Genomic DNA, 17642 nt, shown 5'->3' with positions numbered 1-17642 from the left:
ATGTGATTTCTTATTCACTGATCTCATCTACGGTCAGCACATAACTGTTAGATTGACTTTCGCCAGAGTAGTCACGTCCATCCATATTGAAAGAGTATTGAGCATTCACGGAGCCCTTAAGGAAACGACCCATTACCTGTTCACTCACCTGGATAAAATAATGAATGTTAACCATAGATGCAGCATTAACTATTCCCAGCGGCAAGGTGCCGGTAAATGAAGATTGTGGATTCGGAACTCCATCAATTACAATGCTGTTGGGATCAAGAAAACATTTTTCCGGGGTTAGACGATTCAGAGATATTTCCGCAGGCCAATTTCCGTTATTGGTTAGTGAGATCCAGCATTGGACTCGCTCACCTGCTTCTACAATAGTTGGTTTTGCATGGACTACCAGTGAAATGACAGGTGTGACTACTAGGGTGGTAACTGTATTGGAACGAGAGGTTTGTCGTACGGTCCGTCCGTCTGGAAGCACAAAGGTATACTGAACGCTAGCATGGTTTTGTACGGCTGCGATTTCATGTATGTTAATGGCTGCAGGTATACTCACTTGAAAAACTACAACTGCTGTAGTTCCGCCTCTTAAAGAACCTAACTGGATGCCTTCCGCTGGTCGTGCACCTTTTTGCAACACTCCATTTAAGAGAACACTATCCCATACGAAAAGAGCACCTGAAGGTATAGCATCTGTTAGGACTGCATTTACAGCCAGATTCCCGTTGTTGGTTACCGTAAGCTCATATCTCAAATTGTCGCCCGGAGCTGCTGTAACATGATCCACTTTTTTACTAATGGTGACCCCCGCTTGGACAAGTGAGACAACCGCAGTGTTACTTTCGGTCGTAATTGTATGCTCATCAACTGAATAGGTGACAATTGCACTATTGGTCAAGGCTAACGAGGGAGAAAACTCTGTTACCCGGACACGAAAAGTAATATCAACGCTTAGGTCTGTGTCCAGCGAACCGAGTAATATTCCTTTCGCCGGGTCTGCTTCTGGGTAATAAATCCCACCTGCAATGACACTGCCTGGAATAAACACTGTCCCGTCCGGAATAGAAATTGTTGCACTGATTTGAGTTAAGAGGCTGTTGCCTTCATTTGTAAGTCGCAAGGTGTAAGTTACTACATCCCCAATAAAAGAAGTCGGAGTACTTGCAGACAAAGAGGTCGAGAGCTGGTAGGAGCGTAAAGAAACCAGTACAGAGTTAGACGCAAGCTCACCCTTAACGGTTCTTCCCTCCGGAGTGGAAAAAGAAAAACGGCCTAGCGCTTTATTTTGCAGCACTAGGGAAGACGACAGCGAAATGATGACGACTTGAAAGGCGATGCTCACTTGACTCTGCGGTGCAATAGAACCAAGGGGGATGCCTGAAGACGGTGTAGCCCCCGGAAGAGGCACACCGTCTCTGAGTACACTGTTGGAAATAAAGGATACACCTTCTGGAAGAATGTCAAACACCGTCAAAAAAGCATCTGTATTTCCATTATTACTGGCTTTAATGGTATACACCAAAGTGTCGCCTAAAGAGGCGTGGAGTTTATCTGTACTCTTCAGCAATGAAAGCACGGGGCCCACGACCGGGGTGTTAACGGTATTGGAATAGACAATTCCATCAACACCCGCTGCCGAATTGAAGAGTACCATGGATTGATTGGTTACGACAGGTTGGGTACGTGAGCCGGGAATCATAACGCTACTACCTGAACCTGGAAGGTAATGGTTGAAGAAGCACCTGCAGCAATTGTACCAATTGCGATTCCCGAAGCCGGACTGCCACTAGGACGAGGGGCTCCATCTACGGTAATGCTTCCCGTTACGAACTGGCTGCCAGCTGGAATAGGGTCAACCATGATGACGTTATTGACTGGTGAAATCCCTAAGTTGGTGACAACTATCGTATAGGTAATGATATCGCCAACAACCGCATCAATAGAAGTAGTGCTCTTAACAACACTTACGTCCGGAGAAGATACAGGGATAATGAGGACGTTTGAGACAGAGGAGCCCGTGAGTGAACGTCCATCTGGCGGTGTGAATGTGAAATTTGCTGTAGCTTGATTGACCAACTGCTGCGGTGAAGGCAGGGACGCAATAGTAACCTGTAAGGTAATCGTTACTGTTACTGTACTTCCCGGAGCTACCGACCCAATACTTAAGCCTGTAGACGGATCTGATCCTGGTTGTGGTACCCCATTCACGAGCACGCTGTTTGGAACAAAGACAGCTCCGTTAGGGATGGTATCGGTGATAACTACATTTGCGATGAGGTTACCAGTATTCGTCACATTCAAGGAGTAAGTAATCGTATCTCCGACAGTTGCGGCGGTTCTGTCCGCCCCTTTGACAACTACAATAATAGGTTGATATACCGGAATTACTAGTGTATTTGAGAATGAGGAGCCTGAAAATGCGCCAGAGGTGAAACTGACAGAAGCCTGATTACTAAGCGTTGCAGGATTAGGGAGCACATTGACAATTGTGTTGAATGAGACTTGGAAAGATGCGCCTGGCGCAAGCGTGCCGAGCGAGATGCCGCTCGCTGGATTGGCGCTAGGGCGTGGAGTGCCATCTACGGTCACACTGCCAGCGACAAAGGTAGAGCCCGCAGGTATTGGATCACTGAGGTTAACGTTACTGATATTTGCTATTCCACTGTTGGTAACAGTGAGATTATAAGTGATGGTATCGCCAACAACGGCATCGGTAGCTGTCGAAGATTTAGTGATGACAACGTTCGGTGAGGATACTGATATTGTTGTCGTATTGGAATTGATCGAACTGTTAAATGTCCGTCCATCCGGAAGCGTATATGCAAACGCGACCGAAGCTTGATTGAGCAGCTGTTGGCTTGCCGGCAATGTTGTGATAAGAACTGAGAAGATCACAGACAGGCTTCCGTTCGCGGAGATTACACCCAGTGGTATGCCAGCAGCCGGGTCTGCTCCTGGAGCAGGAGCGCCTTGAATGAGTACACTGTTTGGAATAAACGTTGTACCCGCAGGAATGGTATCACTCAGGGTTGCTAAAGCACCGTAGTTACCTGTGTTGGTCACATTGATAGTATAAGTAATCGTATCCCCAACGGTAGCATTGACTGAATTGGAGCTTTTTACTGCTGCAAGGATAGGCAGATAGACAGGTGTGGAGACGATATTTGAGAAAGCTACATTCGAGACAACACCTGAGGTGAAACTGACCGTTGACTGATTGTTTAACAATCCGGTAGCCGGCAGTGAAACTACATTTACGGTAAAAGCAACAGTTACGGTTACACCAGGTGCTATGCTGCCTAAGGTTACTCCAGTAGATGGGCTAACTCCTGTACGAGGCACACCGTCCACAAGCACGCTGCCTGTCACAAATGTAGTACCAGCAGGAAGTGCGTCTGTGAAGACCACATTATTTACAGTGGCAATACCGTTATTAGTTAAAGCTATGGAATAGGTGATAGTGTCACCGACCGTAGTTGATGTTGTGGTTGTAGTTTTAACTACAGCAATATTAGGTGAGGAGACAGGAATAGTGACGGTGTTAGAGAGTGCAGACCCATTAAGTGTACGTCCGTCGGGTAAGGTGAAGCTGAATGCTGCGGTTCCTTGATTGACCAGTTGCTGAGGACTAGGCAATGAAGTGATGTCAACCGTGAAAATGACTACGGTGGTTCCTCCAGGTTGTATTATTCCAGCTGCAATTCCGGTGGAAGGATCCGCTTGCGCTAAAGGGAGGCCGTTGATGAGCACACTATTCGGAACGAAAGCCGTACCTGCGGGAATATTATCCGTCAGTGTTAAATTAGCAGCATAGTTTCCTGTGTTACTCACTGTCAGTGTGTAGCTAACTGAATCGCCAACCGTGGCATTGGCTGTACTAGCACTCTTGACTACGGCAATGTTCGGCTGGAACACAGGGACTGTAACAGTATTAGAAAAAGTGGAGCTTGAAATAACGCCTGAAGTGAAGGTAACGGATGCCTGATTGATGAGTGAAGCTGTAGGAGGGACAGGGGTAACAGTAACACTGTAAGTAACCAGCGCTGAAGCACCGGCTGCTAGAGTGCCGATAGATATCCCCGAAGCAGGACTCAAGTTCGGGAATGGAACTCCGTTGACCGATACGCTGCCTGTTACAAAAGTACTCCCTGCCGGTGTAGGATCACTCAGTAAGACGCTAGTAACAGATTCTATACCATTATTAGTTATATTGACGTTGTAAGTGACCGTTTCACCAACAGCAACTGATGTTGAAGTGGTGCTCTTGGTAACGACAATGTTAGGAGCAGAGACTTGTAATGTGACAGTGTTAGACACAGCAGTCCCAGATAACGGTCTACCGTCAGGCGGAGTAAAGGTAAAGCTTGCGGAAGCTTGATTACTAATTTGCTGAGGTGTAGGTAAGGAGATGATATCAACGGTGAAGCTGACAGCAATACTGGCACCAGGAGCGACATTTCCTACAGCTATCCCTGTATCTGGGGTTGAACCAGGTTGAGGCATACCACCCACTATGACACTATTAGGAACGAAGACAGTACCTGCTGGGATGTTATCAGTTAGTGTTAAATTTGCAGCCAAATTACCTGCGTTGCTAACAATCACTGTGTAGATGACAGAATCACCGACGACTAGAGCATCGAAATCGCCGTCTCCATCAGCGGCACTTTTTACTAAGGAGATTTGGGGCTGAATAACTGGTGTAGTTGTGATATTAGATGAAGAAGAACCGGAGAATACACCGGATGTAAAACTGACAGACGACTGATTGTTAATCTGTGATGGTATCGGCATTGTTATCCTCACCTCGAATGTTACGGTAGCTGTGGCGCCAGGGCTCAAACTACCGATTGGAATGCCGGCGGACGGAACTGCTAGCGGCAGGGGAGTGCCACTTACAATTACGGTTCCGGGAATGAAAGCTACATTCTCAGGCAGAGGATCGCTGAGAATGATATTGCTTACTGTTGCAATACTGTTGTTGGTCAATACAGAGGTAAAGGTAAGGATATCACCAGTAACAGCAGTAGCAGCGTTTACGCTTTTTACAACACTGACGTTAGGGGCAGACACTGGGACAGAGAGCGTATTGGACACTACATTTCCACCGAGCTGACGCCCGTCTGGAAGGGTGAAATTATATGTCGCTGAAGCAGAGTTCAGCAATACTTGTGATGGAGGCAGGGCTGTGATTGTGACCAGAAAACTTACGGTGACACTGTCACCAGGAGCGAGCGGTCCAACTGGAATGCCAGTTGCCGGATTATATCCGGGCAAAGGTGTTCCGCCAATAATTACACTATTCGTGTCAAACACAGCTTGGGGTGGCAGGATATCAGTTACTAATAGAGTAGCTGCAATATTCCCGGTGTTGCTGATCAGGATGGAGTATGAGAGAGATCCCCCTACAGATGCCTGTGCTGCATTGGCGCTTTTGACCATACTAAGGATGGGCTGAAATACAGGTGTTACTATCGTGTTTGAGAGCGAAGAACCGGTGAACGCCCCAGAGGTGAAGGAGGCGCTGGCTCTGTTTGTAAACTGTGCTGGACTTGGCAAGGTAGCGACATTCACTCTAAAAGACACCGTGACAGAGCTGCCCGCGGCGATACTTCCGATTGCTATACCTGTACTTGGGTTAGCAGCTGCTACCGTCGAACCGTTGACAGTCACACTGCCCGCTACAAAAGCTCCCCCCGTAGGAATAGGGTCAGAGACAACGACGTTGGTGACAGCGACGCTGCTTGGGTTGGACACTACGACTGAATAAGTCAGATTTTCTCCAACCGCTACATTAGTCAGGTTTGCAGTTTTGGTTAGTGTAATGTTAGGAGCGGAGACCGGAATGGTTAGGGTATTGGACAGACTGGTCCCGGATAATGATCTTCCACTTGGCAATTGGTAGGTGTAACTGCTGCTTCCTTGATTATTCAAAACAGGTGGAGTAGGCAGAGATTGCACAGAGACAAGAAAGGTCACAGGAACAGCTGCCCCTGAAGCTAAAGTACCTAAGTTAATTCCTGTAAGTGGAGAGTCAGCAGGTCTAGCAACACCGTTAACAGTTACACTTCCCGAGACAAAGGTGCTTCCTGAAGGAATATTGTCGCTCAGGGTTACAGCCGCCCCGATATTTCCAGAATTCTGAACATTTAACGTATAAAGAATATTGCCGCCTACAGTTGCACTGGAAACGTTCGAGCTTTTTGCAATTTGGATTACAGGCTGATACACGGGAGTTGTCGTCGTGTTTGAGACTGAAATGCCAGTAAAAGCACCCGAGCTAAAAGAGGCGCTAGATTTATTCAATAGCTGAGCGGGGCTGGGTAATGAGATAACGTTGACCTGAAAAGTGACGGCGACGGAGCTTCCTGGAGCGATGGTACCGACAGAAATCCCTGTTCCAGGATTAGCTGAGGGTTGTGACACACCGGCGACGGTAACACTTCCGGGGACCAGCGATGTACCCGCAGGGATGGTATCTGAGAGTGACACGTTGGTAATTGCTGCAATTCCGTTGTTGCTGATTACAGAGGTGTAGAGTAGTATATCTCCGACAGTTACGTCGGCGAATCCAGCGCTTTTGACTACGGTAACATTAGGTGTTCTAACTGGAATAGACAAAATGTTGGACGAGGCAGATCCAGCTACTGTTCGCCCATCTGGAACTTGAAACGTATAAGCGGCGCTTGCTTGGTCGACCAGCTGTGGCGGAGAAGGTAGGCTATTCACGATGACCCGAAATTGAACAGTAGAACTGCCACCGGCGGCAATCGTACCGATAGCAATCCCTGTGGCAGGGTTACCGGCGATAGGATTTCCATTGACGGTGAAGCTACCTGCGACATAAGAGCTGCCTGAAGGAATATTATCAGTAAGTGTTGTTACCGCGCCGATATTTCCTGTGTTAGTGATTTGAAGGGTATAGGTGATCTGATCTCCAACCGTAGCATTGGTAGTACTGGCTGATTTCACAATGTTAAGGACGGGTGAATATACAGGTAAGGTTACTGTATTAGATGGAATGACCCCAGTCATGATAGGGCCTCCGGCTACACTTTGAAATGTAAAGGCAGCATTAGCGGTATTAGCGATATTTTGCGGACTTGGTGGTAATGAAGTGACTTTGGCTTGATATGTAACAGTTATTGAACTGCTTAAAGCTAATGAGCCTAGTGAGATTCCTGCTGTAATATCAAAAGTAGGTCTGGAGACACCAGCAACAACTACGCTTCCAGTTACAAAAGTGGATCCTGCCGGCAGCGCATCTGATAAAACGACACTTGCTGCTCCCGCTGTTCCTGTATTATTGACAGTCACCGTATAAGTTACCGTATCACCGACTATGGGGCCGGCTACATTAGCGCTTTTAGTGAGGTTTATTTTTGGAGCATTGATATCAACCTGTATGGCATTACCGTTGAGTACATAAGCATCGCCTGAGGTGGTTAATTGTAATACGGCTGAAGATTGATTGTTTATCAGCCGTGCGGAGACGTCAACATTGGTAATATCCCAGCCTTGGCGACCACCGATAATGTTGGTTCCTGGATTTCCGTTTATTTGGTTGCGGTTTCCAAAGGTACCCGTTGTGTTTAGGTTACCTGCATCATTGTTAATCTGCGATGCAAAAAAGTTGTTGGCAAAGTTATTAGGTCCCGATAAAGCAACAAGTGTAGCAGAGGTTGGACCAAATAATGCCTGATCCCCCGAACGGTTGGCATCCCCCTCCTGCGCGCTGAATAACGCTCTGCCGCCAAGCGCACCAGTAATGGGTGTGGCAAATCCAGTTATTGTAGTGGATACCGGAGCTGAGTTTGCCTGTACAAGTATTGCACCTGCCCGAAGGGACATATTGCGAAAAGGTAAGGCTGTATTTTGGTAGATTACTCCTAATGTCCAGCCTGCATGGTTGGCCGTGGAATCACTAGGAATAACAATCGTACCCACTACACCGCCAGTGGTGTAGGTGCCGGCACCGCCTTGTTGGATAATGCTGGTCACGTTGGCGGAACGAACATATGCCGATGCACCACCTCCCAAATCGACTACGTTGCTCGTTGCTGAATCAGGAGTAACACTGAATGTAGTGCCGGCAGGGGTTATGAAGGAGACAGGGTTGTTAATGGCCGAACTAAGGTTTACATTTCCGTTAATATAGGTACCGCCCCAGATTAGCTCCGCATACAGTACGGTACTGCCTGAGGGTAGGACCAGTATGGCTGCTGAACTGTTGCTTGTATAAAGACTAGTAGTTCCGCTAGGATAGGTACCAAATGTTGATGAAGTATTAACAGTAGTAAAGCCACCGATGCTGTCTAGTGTTCCTGGCACTCCGATCGTATCGGAGCGGCTAAGTCCAAGCGTGTTGCCGGTAAATGTGATAGCACCGGTCGCATTGATCGTTGCCCGTACGACTAGTGGAATGATTCTCACCTCCTTCGAGGTTGGTTTTGATCAAAAGTGTGCCGTCCTATAACTAGGACGGCACAGTTAATACCTGTATGTTAGCCTATGACACAAAATGGGTATTAGTGTATGTCCCATCTTAAAATTATAGAAAAAAATGTCTGTTTTGTGATTTAAGTCTTCGTTCGACAAGAACATGAGGTTCAGGATAATGGCTTCTGCTCATCAGCTCTAACTCCTGATCGTTGATATTGTGCTTGACTACGACAAAATGGTACATGATTTCATGCACTACATTTGCTTGAAGGGTCTTTAGTATTTCTAGTTCTTCAGTTTCGTAAAGCGGATCTTCATAAGGATGCTGATAGAATAACTCCATCCGCAGCAACCGATAATCGAAGGGTGGTGCGGGTACAGGGTAGTCTGGAATAGCTGGGCAAACTGGACCGGATGGAGGCTGGAAGAAGGATCCTGTAAAATGCCGGGGGGTATATTCGTCAAACTTCTGCTTGAAGGCAGGGTTGGACATATGGGCAAAGCTGTGGGCATAGGGTGCTAGGATGCAAACAACTGCTTTATGGATGCTAATTCTGTGAATTTCCGACAGGGCTGCGAATAAATTGTCCACATAAGGCAGTACACGGCTAGCCATAACAAACTCAGCACTATTGTCAGGGAGAGGAATCTCTTGGCAAATGTCACAGACAATATCTACATCAGGACCCGCGATCCGATCGATCCCGAGATAACCTGCTTCCTTATTAGATCCACAGCCGATATCGATTCTCAAGGGGCTCACTCCTTTGGGATAAATCAGGCTCACACTATTGTATTAATACCGCTGTAGCCTGCATCCGACGGATGCCTAATAGAAGCTGGAAGTTATCTAAAATTACTTCATATGAAACTTTCATAGAGTGGTTAACGTTATAGGAGTATACTTATGAAGATGACTTTGAAAATAATCGCCACATAGAGGAGGCACTCAACATGAAAAAACAACGTTCATTACCCGCCATAGCAGCGATTGCTGCCTTAACATTTGCCTTAACCGCTTGCGGTGGGAATAATTCGGCACAGACTTCAGGAGAACCGACTGCAACACCTTCTCCAACACCAACCGAGAGCGCAAGCACTGCTGAGCCTACAGAAGCTCCAAGCACTCCCGTACCCACTGAGAACCCAAGTACAGCCACACCAACCGAAAATCCGAGCACAGCTAAACCTAGTTCTACTCCAAAAGCTGAAGGTAAAACAATAAAAATGACGGCCGTTTATATCGGACAAATTGATAGTCATTCCGTTGAGATTGCGACAAAAGAAGGTCCAACCGCTTTTGAGATTTCAGCTGGAATGGAGAGCATACTTGACACTTTGAATTCGGATGATTCCGTAGTTATTGAATATGTGGAAAAAGCAGTGGAGGGCGATCCGTCCGTCAAGCAGCGTGTGCTGACAAAGCTGGCTCTAGCAAAATAATTGAATGTATTGATTTGCAAATTAATAGAGGGTGTCTCAGCAATCATATAGTGGTTGCTGGGACGCCCTCGTATTTGTTAAGCATAGTTCTTGCTCAAAACACTAAACTTTGTTTGGTCGATCACAGTACGCATACCTAGCAGCACCGCTATGGATCTAGCAGCACCACTATGGATCTAGCAGCCCCACTAACGGATCTAGCAGCCCCACTAACGGATCTAGTAGCACCACTAACGGAACTAGTAGCCCCACTAACGGAACTAGTAGCCCCACTAACGGATCTAGCAGCCCCACTAACGGATCTAGTAGCACACTAACGGAACTGGTAGCCCCTATATTGGACTCAGCATCATCGGACCCAGCGGCCCTTATACGCAGCTTTTTCCGATATTTGAATTACTATCGGACCCCATCGCAGCTATTGCCATGAAAAGCGCCCAATAGGATCCTTTTTCGATGCAATAGCGTCACTGGGGTCCGAAACTGTGCTCCAAAGGCGAAAAAAACGTGAATAACGTCATCTGAGTCCGTGAGCCGCGGATGAGGGATAGGATCCAGCATTATCGGAATTAGCATCATCGGACCCAGCGGCCCTTATACGCAGCTTTTTCCGATATTTGAATTACTATCGGACCCTATCGCAGCTATTGCCATGAAAAGCGCCCAATAGGATCCTTTTTCGATGCAATAGCGTCACTGGGGTCCGAAACTCTGCTCCAAAGGGCGAAAATCCGTAAATAGCGTCATCTGAGTCCGCAAGCCGCGGATGACGATGAGGACTCCCCGATGCAGATTTTAGCTTCATACATAAAATGAGGGTATCCCCACAACAGCTCAAAGTTGTTGGGATACCCTTTTTAATGAAGTTAACATGTTTAAAATAAGCTTAAAGCGTTCCAGCATTGACTAGGAAGGTTGTAATAAGCAGCATAAAGAGTAAGATAATAACACCATTAACAATCGTACCAATAATGCCAAACACCTTGCGACGTTTCCGAATGGAAAGCCCAATGATGCCGATGACTACTCCGATTACATTAAGAGCAGCTAAAATAATAACCGTTAATCCTAGAAGCATTATGAATTGCGAGGACTGGCTTAATAGTTCAGAATTCTCATTAACCAGTGAAGAAGACTTCATTATAATAGAGATAAAGATGGCTGCGTAGCCGATGATCGACACGAGACAGATAATGAATGAAGCAATACCAGGTCCAGAATGTTGAAGATCATGTTCTACTTTTTGATGCGTAGACGATAAATCAGCGCTTGGGTAATCCGGATGAGGGCTGGGATTTCCTACCTCTGCCGCAGGTACGTCTGATTTTGACAGAGAATTTAAGTCCATGGTTTGCACTCCTTGAGAGATTAGAATGAAAATGTTGTTAATATCCACTTTTTCATATTGATGCTAAAAAAGCAACCCCTGAATGAGGCAAATTAAAAAATGACTGCTGGAAATAGGAGCTGGCATTACGTTATGATAGAATGAGTCTAAAATTAAGGGGGTGTAATCATTTGCAACGGAAATTTATGGCCTGGGGGGCTGTGCTAGCAATGCTGGCAGTAGGAATTGGTGCTTTCGGTGCCCATCTACTAAAACCAGTTATCAGTGAAGACTATATGAAGGTATATGAGACTGGCGTGCAGTATCACTTGGTACATGCGCTGGGGGTAATTCTCATCGCACTGGCTGTGGGCCAATGGGGCGAAAGTGCCCGATTACGTTGGGCTGGTCGGTTGTTAATTGCAGGTACCGTTTTCTTCTCTGGCAGTCTGTATGTTCTAAGTATCTCCGGAATTAAGGTGCTAGGAGCGATTACACCTATCGGTGGGGTATGCTTTATAATTGGCTGGTTATGCCTTGCGATAGAAGGATTTTCACGTAAAACGTCGTCTTAGTTGTTAGGAAAAGAAAGACCAATAAGCACCTGTTCCCCCAAAGAGGGAGGGTGCTTATTTGCTTGTAACGCATGCGCTTACAGAAACTCGTCGATTTCATTTAGATTAAAGCTGTACACCTGCTTCTCATCCACATGGTAGACACTTATAGAGTTGGCTGCTTCATCAAAGTTTAAAATACGACAGGGCATGGACACTTGTTTCCCGTACCGGTTCGCTCGTAAACGTACCAATTGATTATTCTGAATATACTGACGAATCTTCCCGTATGCATCAGCTGGCGTTTCAATTGCCGTTTGCTGTGCAGGCGTTTCTGCCTGTTTTTTTATCGGTGTATCCAGCTGCTTCTTCGTGGATTTTGGAGGCAGCTTTAATGAAATGGGAGGAGCAGAGTTTTGATTCAAAGCTAGTTTAGCGGAGCGTAGCAAGCTGTCAATGGTTCTCCCTAATTCAAGACCGGAGTTAATGTTGAAATCTGTGATATGGTCATTATTGTTCAACATTTCGAGCAGAAATTGCAGTGCAAGCGGGTTGGTACGGGCATTAATCAGGATGTCGACGTTAAATAAATAATTGCCGTCTGTGCGTTGTAGTTTCTCGTCCATAAATCCCCCAGCTTTTCGTTTAGAACATCTCTGAATGGTTACAGGAATGTAATTAACTATAACATTAAACATGCAATATTCATATACCCAGGACTACTGGAATAGGGACTATTATACTGCATTTTATACTAGGCATAGGACTACCGTCAGCACACCCACAGGAAAATTAGCATACATATACAACGTGGATAGTGAAAAAAAGGAGGTGCTGCTATTGGTTACTATGGAGCCTATTACAGTAGGTGAACATACGCTGATCGGGGTAGAGGTTAAGCTTCCCAAAACTACACTGCTCTCCATCAGCACGAACCGAGGTTATATTATGTGCGGTGCACTGGATGTCGGTCTCCTTAATGAAACACTTAGTGATCGGCATATCATCGCGGCTCGTGCGGTGGGTGTACGGACACTTGCCCAGCTTTTAGCTGCCCCGTTGGAGTCTGTAACGATAGAAGCAGAGAGTCTTGGCATCGTACCAGGTATGACGGGTGCGGAAGCGTTACTTCTTATGGTCTGACCGGAAAATTTAACAATTCCAAACAAACGGGGCTTAGGCCCTTTTTGTTTGTGTGCAAGTATTCACATTTAAGCATAATCGGGTGTGTCTTTGCTCATGCTAGTACAAATAAAGGGGTTATGGAAGGCTTCTCCTTGTTTCGTATTACAGGTAAAAGGGTAAATTAAGAATAGACAAGTTACTACCGGACGAAGGAAATAGTAACCGGTAAATATAATGGATAAGGTAGGGATCATCTCATGGCTAAAGCATCGAATAAAGTAAATACAACTTCACTGGAACAGATCATGAATCGTCAGGTTGCTAACTTAAATGTCCTGTACGTAAAAATTCATAACTTTCATTGGTACGTCAAAGGAGAACAGTTTTTCTCCCTTCATGTGAAATTTGAGGAATTATATAATGAAGTAACCCTTCACATGGATGAAGTAGCAGAACGCTTGCTAACCATCAAAGGTAGTCCGGCAGCAACATTGAAAGAATATTTGGAATTAGCTACAATTCAAGAAGCTACAGGTAAGGAAGATACACGGGGAATGGTTCAGTCTCTGATTGAAGACTTCGCCACCATCTCTGAAGAGCTGACAGAAGGCATCGAGCTTGCCGAAGAAACCAAGGATCAGCCAACCTCAGATATGTTCATTAAAATCCGTAGTGATCTGGAGAAACACCAATGGATGCTACGTTCATTTCTTAGCTAATCATTAAGCAGTTTGAATAAGACTTCCTGCGGGAAGTCTTATTTTTGCGTTAGTCTTATACTTAATGAAAATCTTCTCTGAGTCACAAGTGATTAGCTAAAGAGAAATTTGTAAAAAAACAAGGTTTGATATAAAATTAGTGAGAATCATTGATAATCATTGTGATTCAATTTATAATAATTATAATGTGATAGAAAATCTAATTGTGCTGGGAATCAGGATTATCCTGTTTCAATACAACTTTTGATTTCGCAAATCGATCAATGGAGGGAATAATATTATGGCAGCAGAATTTGTCATTGAGGGTCTTAAAGCGACGATTGAGGGAAAAGAAATTTTGAAGGGGATTAACCTTCAAATGAAAGGTGGCGAAATTCACGCCATCATGGGACCAAACGGTACAGGTAAAAGTACTTTGGCTTCGGCGCTAATGGGTCATCCTAAATACGAAGTAACTGATGGAACTGCAACTCTTGATGGTGAAGATCTTCTGGAGATGGCTGTTGATGAACGCGCACGTGCAGGTCTTTTCCTTGCAATGCAATATCCAAGCGAAATCTCTGGAGTAACTAACTCCGACTTCTTGCGTTCTGCCATTAATTCCCGTCGTGAAGAGGGAAGCGAAATCTCGTTGATTCGTTTTATTCGCCAAATGGAAGCAAAGATGAAAGAACTAGATATGAACCCTGAGTTTTTACACCGTTACTTGAACGAAGGCTTCTCCGGTGGTGAGAAGAAACGTAATGAAATTCTACAAATGATGATGCTGGATCCAAAAATCGTGATCTTGGACGAAATTGACTCCGGTCTTGATATTGATGCTTTGAAAATTGTAGCTGAAGGCGTAAACTCCATGCGGAGCGAAGAACGCGGCTTCTTAGTTATTACCCACTATCAACGTCTTTTGAACTACATCAAACCTGATTATGTTCACGTTATGATGCAAGGTAGAATCGTGAAATCCGGTGGTCCAGAGCTTGCACAGCGTCTGGAAGCAGAGGGTTATGAATGGATTAAAGAAGAACTTGGAATTGAAGATGAAACTGTAGGGCAAGAAGCGTAAGAAACGCCAGGAAGGAGGAGACCACTATGACGACACAGACCATTCTTCCGGTGGATGCCGAACGCTTGAGCGAATTATCGCACAGCAGCGGCGAACCGGGTTGGCTGAAAGAAAGCCGCTTGAAGGCACTAGAATTGGCAGCTACTCTGACACTGCCTAAATTAGAGAAGACACGGATTGATCGTTGGAATGTCAATAATTATGGTAGCTATAAAGCAAGTGAACCTTTTGCTTCGCTAAGTGATGCACCTGCATCTATTTCTTCCTTGATCAAGGATCAGGAGGAAGGCAGCCTGATTATTCAACGCAACTCTGGTGCAGTATATACACGTATCGCTCCTGAGCTTGCAGAACAGGGTGTTATTTTTACAGATCTACAGACAGCTGTTAAAGAACACGGAGATTTGGTTCAACGTTACCTGCATAAAGCCATTCAGCCAGACGAGCATTCTATCGCAGCGCTGCATGCTGCATTGTGGAATGGTGGAGTATTCCTCTATGTTCCTAAGAATGTTGTTATTGAAACTCCGCTTCAAGCAGTGCTGTTAACGGATGATGCGGAAGCTACTTTTGTTCCACACATTCTGGTCGTAGCTGATACTAACAGTTCCGTAACCTATGTAGACAACTACGTATCGGATAAAGAAGAAGCTGGACTACACAATGGTGCGGTAGAGGTATTCGTGGGCGCAGGCGCTAAAGTTCGTTATGCTACAGTGCATCAGCTTGGTGTAGATACTACAGATGTAACTTATCGCCGGGCTGTTGTTGAGAATGACGGAGTCATTGAATGGATTGTTGGTGAGATGAACTACGGAGATACTGCGAGTGATACCAAGTCTGTGCTTAAAGGCAACGGTTCTAGCTCCGACGCTAAAGTAATTGCAGTAGGTACGGGATCACAGAAACTGAATTACACCACTCAAGCTCAGCATTTTGGCAAAAGCACACCAAGTGATATGATCACTCGTGCAGTTATGCGTGATTCTGCTACTTCTATCATCAACGGAATCACCAAGATTGAGAAAGGTGCTACTAGAGCGGATGGCCAGCAAACGGAAAAAGTATTGATGCTGAGTCCAAAAGCCCGTGGTGACGCCAATCCGATCCTGCTTATTGATGAAGATGATGTTACAGCCGGCCATGCCGCTTCCGTAGGACAGGTCAATCACGAGCAAGTCTTTTACCTAATGTCCCGCGGAATTACACGGCATGATGCAGAGACTCTGATCATCTACGGCTTCTTGGCTCCTGTTGTGTCACAAATTCCACTGGAGGGACTGCGCAATCAGCTCCAATCTCTTGTGGAAAGGAAGTTAGTTCAATGATTAGCAACGCCATCCGGGAGCAATTTCCCATACTGAACCAAAATGTGAACGGACATCCACTAGTCTATCTGGACAGTGCTGCTACTTCACAGAAGCCTCGGAAAGTGATTGAGGCGGTCAAGTCGTATTATGAGTGGGACAACGCCAACGTACACCGTGGCGTCCATACTTTAGGCAGCCGAGCAACCGATGCCTACGAGGGAGCCCGGGAGAAGCTAGCTAAGTTTATTAACGCCCGCAGCACTAAAGAAATTATCTTTACACGCGGAACGACTACAGCATTAAATATTGTGGCCTCTTCTTACGGACCCTCTGCTGTGGGTGAAGGCGACGAAATCGTCATCACCTTAATGGAGCATCATAGTAATCTGATTCCATGGCAGCAGCTCGCTAAGAAGACAGGTGCTACATTAAAATATATACCGTTGCAACCTGATGGAACGGTTACGTTGGAAGCTGCCGAGCAGACGATTACGGATAAAACCAAGATCGTTGCTATCGCTTATGTATCCAACGTTATGGGAGTAACTCATCCTATTAAAGAGCTTGCGGCTATTGCTCATCGTCATGGTGCAGTAATTGTCGTAGATGGTGCACAAAGCACACCACATATGAAGGTCGATGTGCAGGATCTGGATTGTGATTTCTATGCACTATCTGGTCATAAAATGCTTGCACCAACCGGAATTGGCGCTTTGTATGGCAAGAGAGCACTTCTCGAAGCCATGGAGCCCGTCGAATTCGGTGGCGAGATGATTGATGATGTGGGTCTTTATGAATCCACATGGAAAGAACTGCCTTGGAAGTTTGAAGGCGGTACGCCGATCATAGCTGGTGCTGTTGGTTTAGGTGCAGCCATTGATTTCTTACAAGAAATCGGATTGGATGAGATACACCGCCATGAGAAAGCTCTTGCAGCGTATGCAGAGCAACGTCTGTCAGAGATCGAGGGTCTGAACATTTATGGTCCTCGGAATCGTGAAGTCGGCGTTGTCACCTTTAATCTGGGTGACGTTCACCCGCATGATGTCGCTACAGTGCTAGATGCGGAAGGTATTGCCATCCGCGCTGGTCATCACTGCTGTCAGCCGCTGATGCGCTGGCTGGAAGCCAGCTCTACAGCACGTGCAAGCTTTTATCTGTATAATACTGAGCAGGATGTAGATCGACTGGTGGACGCTTTAATCAAGACAAAGGAGTACTTCAGCTATGAACTTGGATGACTTATACAGACGCGTAATTATGGATCATTATAAAAGTCCTCGGAATCGCGGTTCATTTGAAGATGATGCTCTAAAAATCGAACTGAATAATCCAACCTGTGGTGACCGTATTACTCTTCAGCTTAAGGTAGAGGATGGAATTGTAAAGGATGCCCGTTATAATGGTGAAGGCTGTTCGATCAGTATGTCATCGGCTTCGATGATGACTGAGGCGATCAAAGGACAAACGGTTGAACGTGCGCTTGAACTGGCCGATAACTTCTCCTTACTGATGAAGGGTGAAGACGTGGATTTTGGAGATTACGAAGACATTGAAGCCCTTTCGGGTGTGAATAAATTCCCTGCGCGGATCAAATGCGCAACACTGGCTTGGAACGCACTTCGTAAAGGAATTGACGAAGAAGAGCAACATAAATAACAG

13 protein-coding genes are annotated in these 17642 nt (G+C 45.8%); 8 read left to right on the top strand and 5 right to left on the bottom strand.

The window, feature by feature from the left end; all coding sequences use genetic code 11:
• Positions 1–10 precede the first annotated feature (10 nt).
• From MKY63_RS01730 to MKY63_RS01720, 3 genes are all read right to left on the bottom strand, one after another.
• The gene (locus tag MKY63_RS01730; protein WP_076144233.1) at positions 11–1696 is read right to left on the bottom strand and encodes a DUF11 domain-containing protein; all 1686 of its coding nucleotides are present in this window, start codon (positions 1694–1696) and stop codon (positions 11–13) included.
• Positions 1693–8430, bottom strand: coding sequence for a DUF11 domain-containing protein (locus MKY63_RS01725; protein WP_143763152.1), 6738 nt, complete (start codon positions 8428–8430; stop codon positions 1693–1695). Before MKY63_RS01725 ends, MKY63_RS01730 begins: the two co-directional genes overlap by 4 nt.
• A 118-nt stretch (positions 8431–8548) precedes the next feature.
• Entirely contained in the window at positions 8549–9193 is a 645-nt protein-coding gene (locus tag MKY63_RS01720) for a methyltransferase domain-containing protein (RefSeq protein ID WP_051491334.1), read from the bottom strand.
• Positions 9194–9393: 200 nt separating this feature from the next.
• Between MKY63_RS01720 and MKY63_RS01715 the strand changes: the two genes are divergently transcribed.
• A complete protein-coding gene (locus tag MKY63_RS01715) occupies positions 9394–9882 on the top strand; it encodes a hypothetical protein (RefSeq protein ID WP_036684361.1) in 489 nt (162 codons plus the stop codon).
• Between the two features lie 886 nt (positions 9883–10768).
• Here the strand turns inward: MKY63_RS01715 and MKY63_RS01710 are convergent.
• Entirely contained in the window at positions 10769–11230 is a 462-nt protein-coding gene (locus MKY63_RS01710) for a hypothetical protein (protein ID WP_051491333.1), read from the bottom strand.
• A 170-nt stretch (positions 11231–11400) separates the two neighbouring features.
• Here MKY63_RS01710 and MKY63_RS01705 point away from each other — a divergent pair, with 170 nt between their 5' ends.
• Positions 11401–11784, top strand: coding sequence for a DUF423 domain-containing protein (locus tag MKY63_RS01705; RefSeq protein WP_076144234.1), 384 nt, complete (start codon positions 11401–11403; stop codon positions 11782–11784).
• 77 nt (positions 11785–11861) lie between these two features.
• Here the strand turns inward: MKY63_RS01705 and MKY63_RS01700 are convergent, their stop codons facing one another.
• On the bottom strand, positions 11862–12389 hold the full coding sequence (locus MKY63_RS01700; protein ID WP_036684355.1) for a hypothetical protein: 528 nt from the start codon (positions 12387–12389) through the stop codon (positions 11862–11864).
• 214 nt (positions 12390–12603) lie between these two features.
• On the opposite strand from MKY63_RS01700, the gene MKY63_RS01695 reads away from it, so the two are divergent.
• The 6 genes from MKY63_RS01695 (at position 12604) to sufU (ending at position 17639) form a co-directional block, all read left to right on the top strand.
• On the top strand, positions 12604–12906 hold the full coding sequence (locus MKY63_RS01695) for a DUF1805 domain-containing protein (protein ID WP_036684352.1): 303 nt from the start codon (positions 12604–12606) through the stop codon (positions 12904–12906).
• Between the two features lie 239 nt (positions 12907–13145).
• Entirely contained in the window at positions 13146–13607 is a 462-nt protein-coding gene (locus MKY63_RS01690; RefSeq protein ID WP_036684350.1) for a Dps family protein, read from the top strand.
• A 280-nt stretch (positions 13608–13887) separates the two neighbouring features.
• On the top strand, positions 13888–14670 hold the full coding sequence (gene sufC, locus MKY63_RS01685; RefSeq protein ID WP_036684347.1) for a Fe-S cluster assembly ATPase SufC: 783 nt from the start codon (positions 13888–13890) through the stop codon (positions 14668–14670).
• Between the two features lie 26 nt (positions 14671–14696).
• Positions 14697–15998: a Fe-S cluster assembly protein SufD gene (gene sufD, locus MKY63_RS01680; RefSeq protein WP_036684344.1), complete on the top strand. Its 1302-nt coding sequence runs from the start codon at positions 14697–14699 to the stop codon at positions 15996–15998.
• Positions 15995–17221, top strand: a complete 1227-nt coding sequence (locus MKY63_RS01675) for a cysteine desulfurase (RefSeq protein ID WP_036684342.1) — start codon at positions 15995–15997, stop codon at positions 17219–17221. Before sufD ends, MKY63_RS01675 begins: the two co-directional genes overlap by 4 nt.
• Positions 17208–17639 carry a Fe-S cluster assembly sulfur transfer protein SufU gene (gene sufU, locus MKY63_RS01670; RefSeq protein ID WP_036684339.1) on the top strand — a complete coding sequence of 144 codons (432 nt, stop codon included), beginning with the start codon at positions 17208–17210 and terminating at the stop codon, positions 17637–17639. The genes MKY63_RS01675 and sufU overlap by 14 nt, the downstream gene beginning before the upstream one ends.
• Positions 17640–17642 lie beyond the last annotated feature (3 nt).

This window comes from Paenibacillus sp. FSL R7-0189 (genome assembly GCF_037969925.1).
Classification (GTDB): Bacteria; Bacillota; Bacilli; order Paenibacillales; family Paenibacillaceae; genus Paenibacillus_AQ; species Paenibacillus_AQ odorifer.
The sequence above is the reverse complement of the archived record's forward strand: the minus strand, read 5'-3'. Positions and strand labels throughout refer to the sequence as shown.

What these genes read in the sequence shown, in the direction of transcription:
- MKY63_RS01730 (WP_076144233.1), bottom strand. Translation starts at nt 1,696, where the DNA reads ATGATTCCCGGCTCACGTACCCAACCTGTCGTAACCAATCAATCCATG.
- MKY63_RS01715 (WP_036684361.1), top strand. Translation starts at nt 9,394, where the DNA reads ATGAAAAAACAACGTTCATTACCCGCCATAGCAGCGATTGCTGCCTTA.
- MKY63_RS01700 (WP_036684355.1), bottom strand. Translation starts at nt 12,389, where the DNA reads ATGGACGAGAAACTACAACGCACAGACGGCAATTATTTATTTAACGTC.
- sufC (WP_036684347.1), top strand. Translation starts at nt 13,888, where the DNA reads ATGGCAGCAGAATTTGTCATTGAGGGTCTTAAAGCGACGATTGAGGGA.
- MKY63_RS01710 (WP_051491333.1), bottom strand. Translation starts at nt 11,230, where the DNA reads ATGGACTTAAATTCTCTGTCAAAATCAGACGTACCTGCGGCAGAGGTA.
- MKY63_RS01675 (WP_036684342.1), top strand. Translation starts at nt 15,995, where the DNA reads ATGATTAGCAACGCCATCCGGGAGCAATTTCCCATACTGAACCAAAAT.
- MKY63_RS01690 (WP_036684350.1), top strand. Translation starts at nt 13,146, where the DNA reads ATGGCTAAAGCATCGAATAAAGTAAATACAACTTCACTGGAACAGATC.
- sufD (WP_036684344.1), top strand. Translation starts at nt 14,697, where the DNA reads ATGACGACACAGACCATTCTTCCGGTGGATGCCGAACGCTTGAGCGAA.
- sufU (WP_036684339.1), top strand. Translation starts at nt 17,208, where the DNA reads ATGAACTTGGATGACTTATACAGACGCGTAATTATGGATCATTATAAA.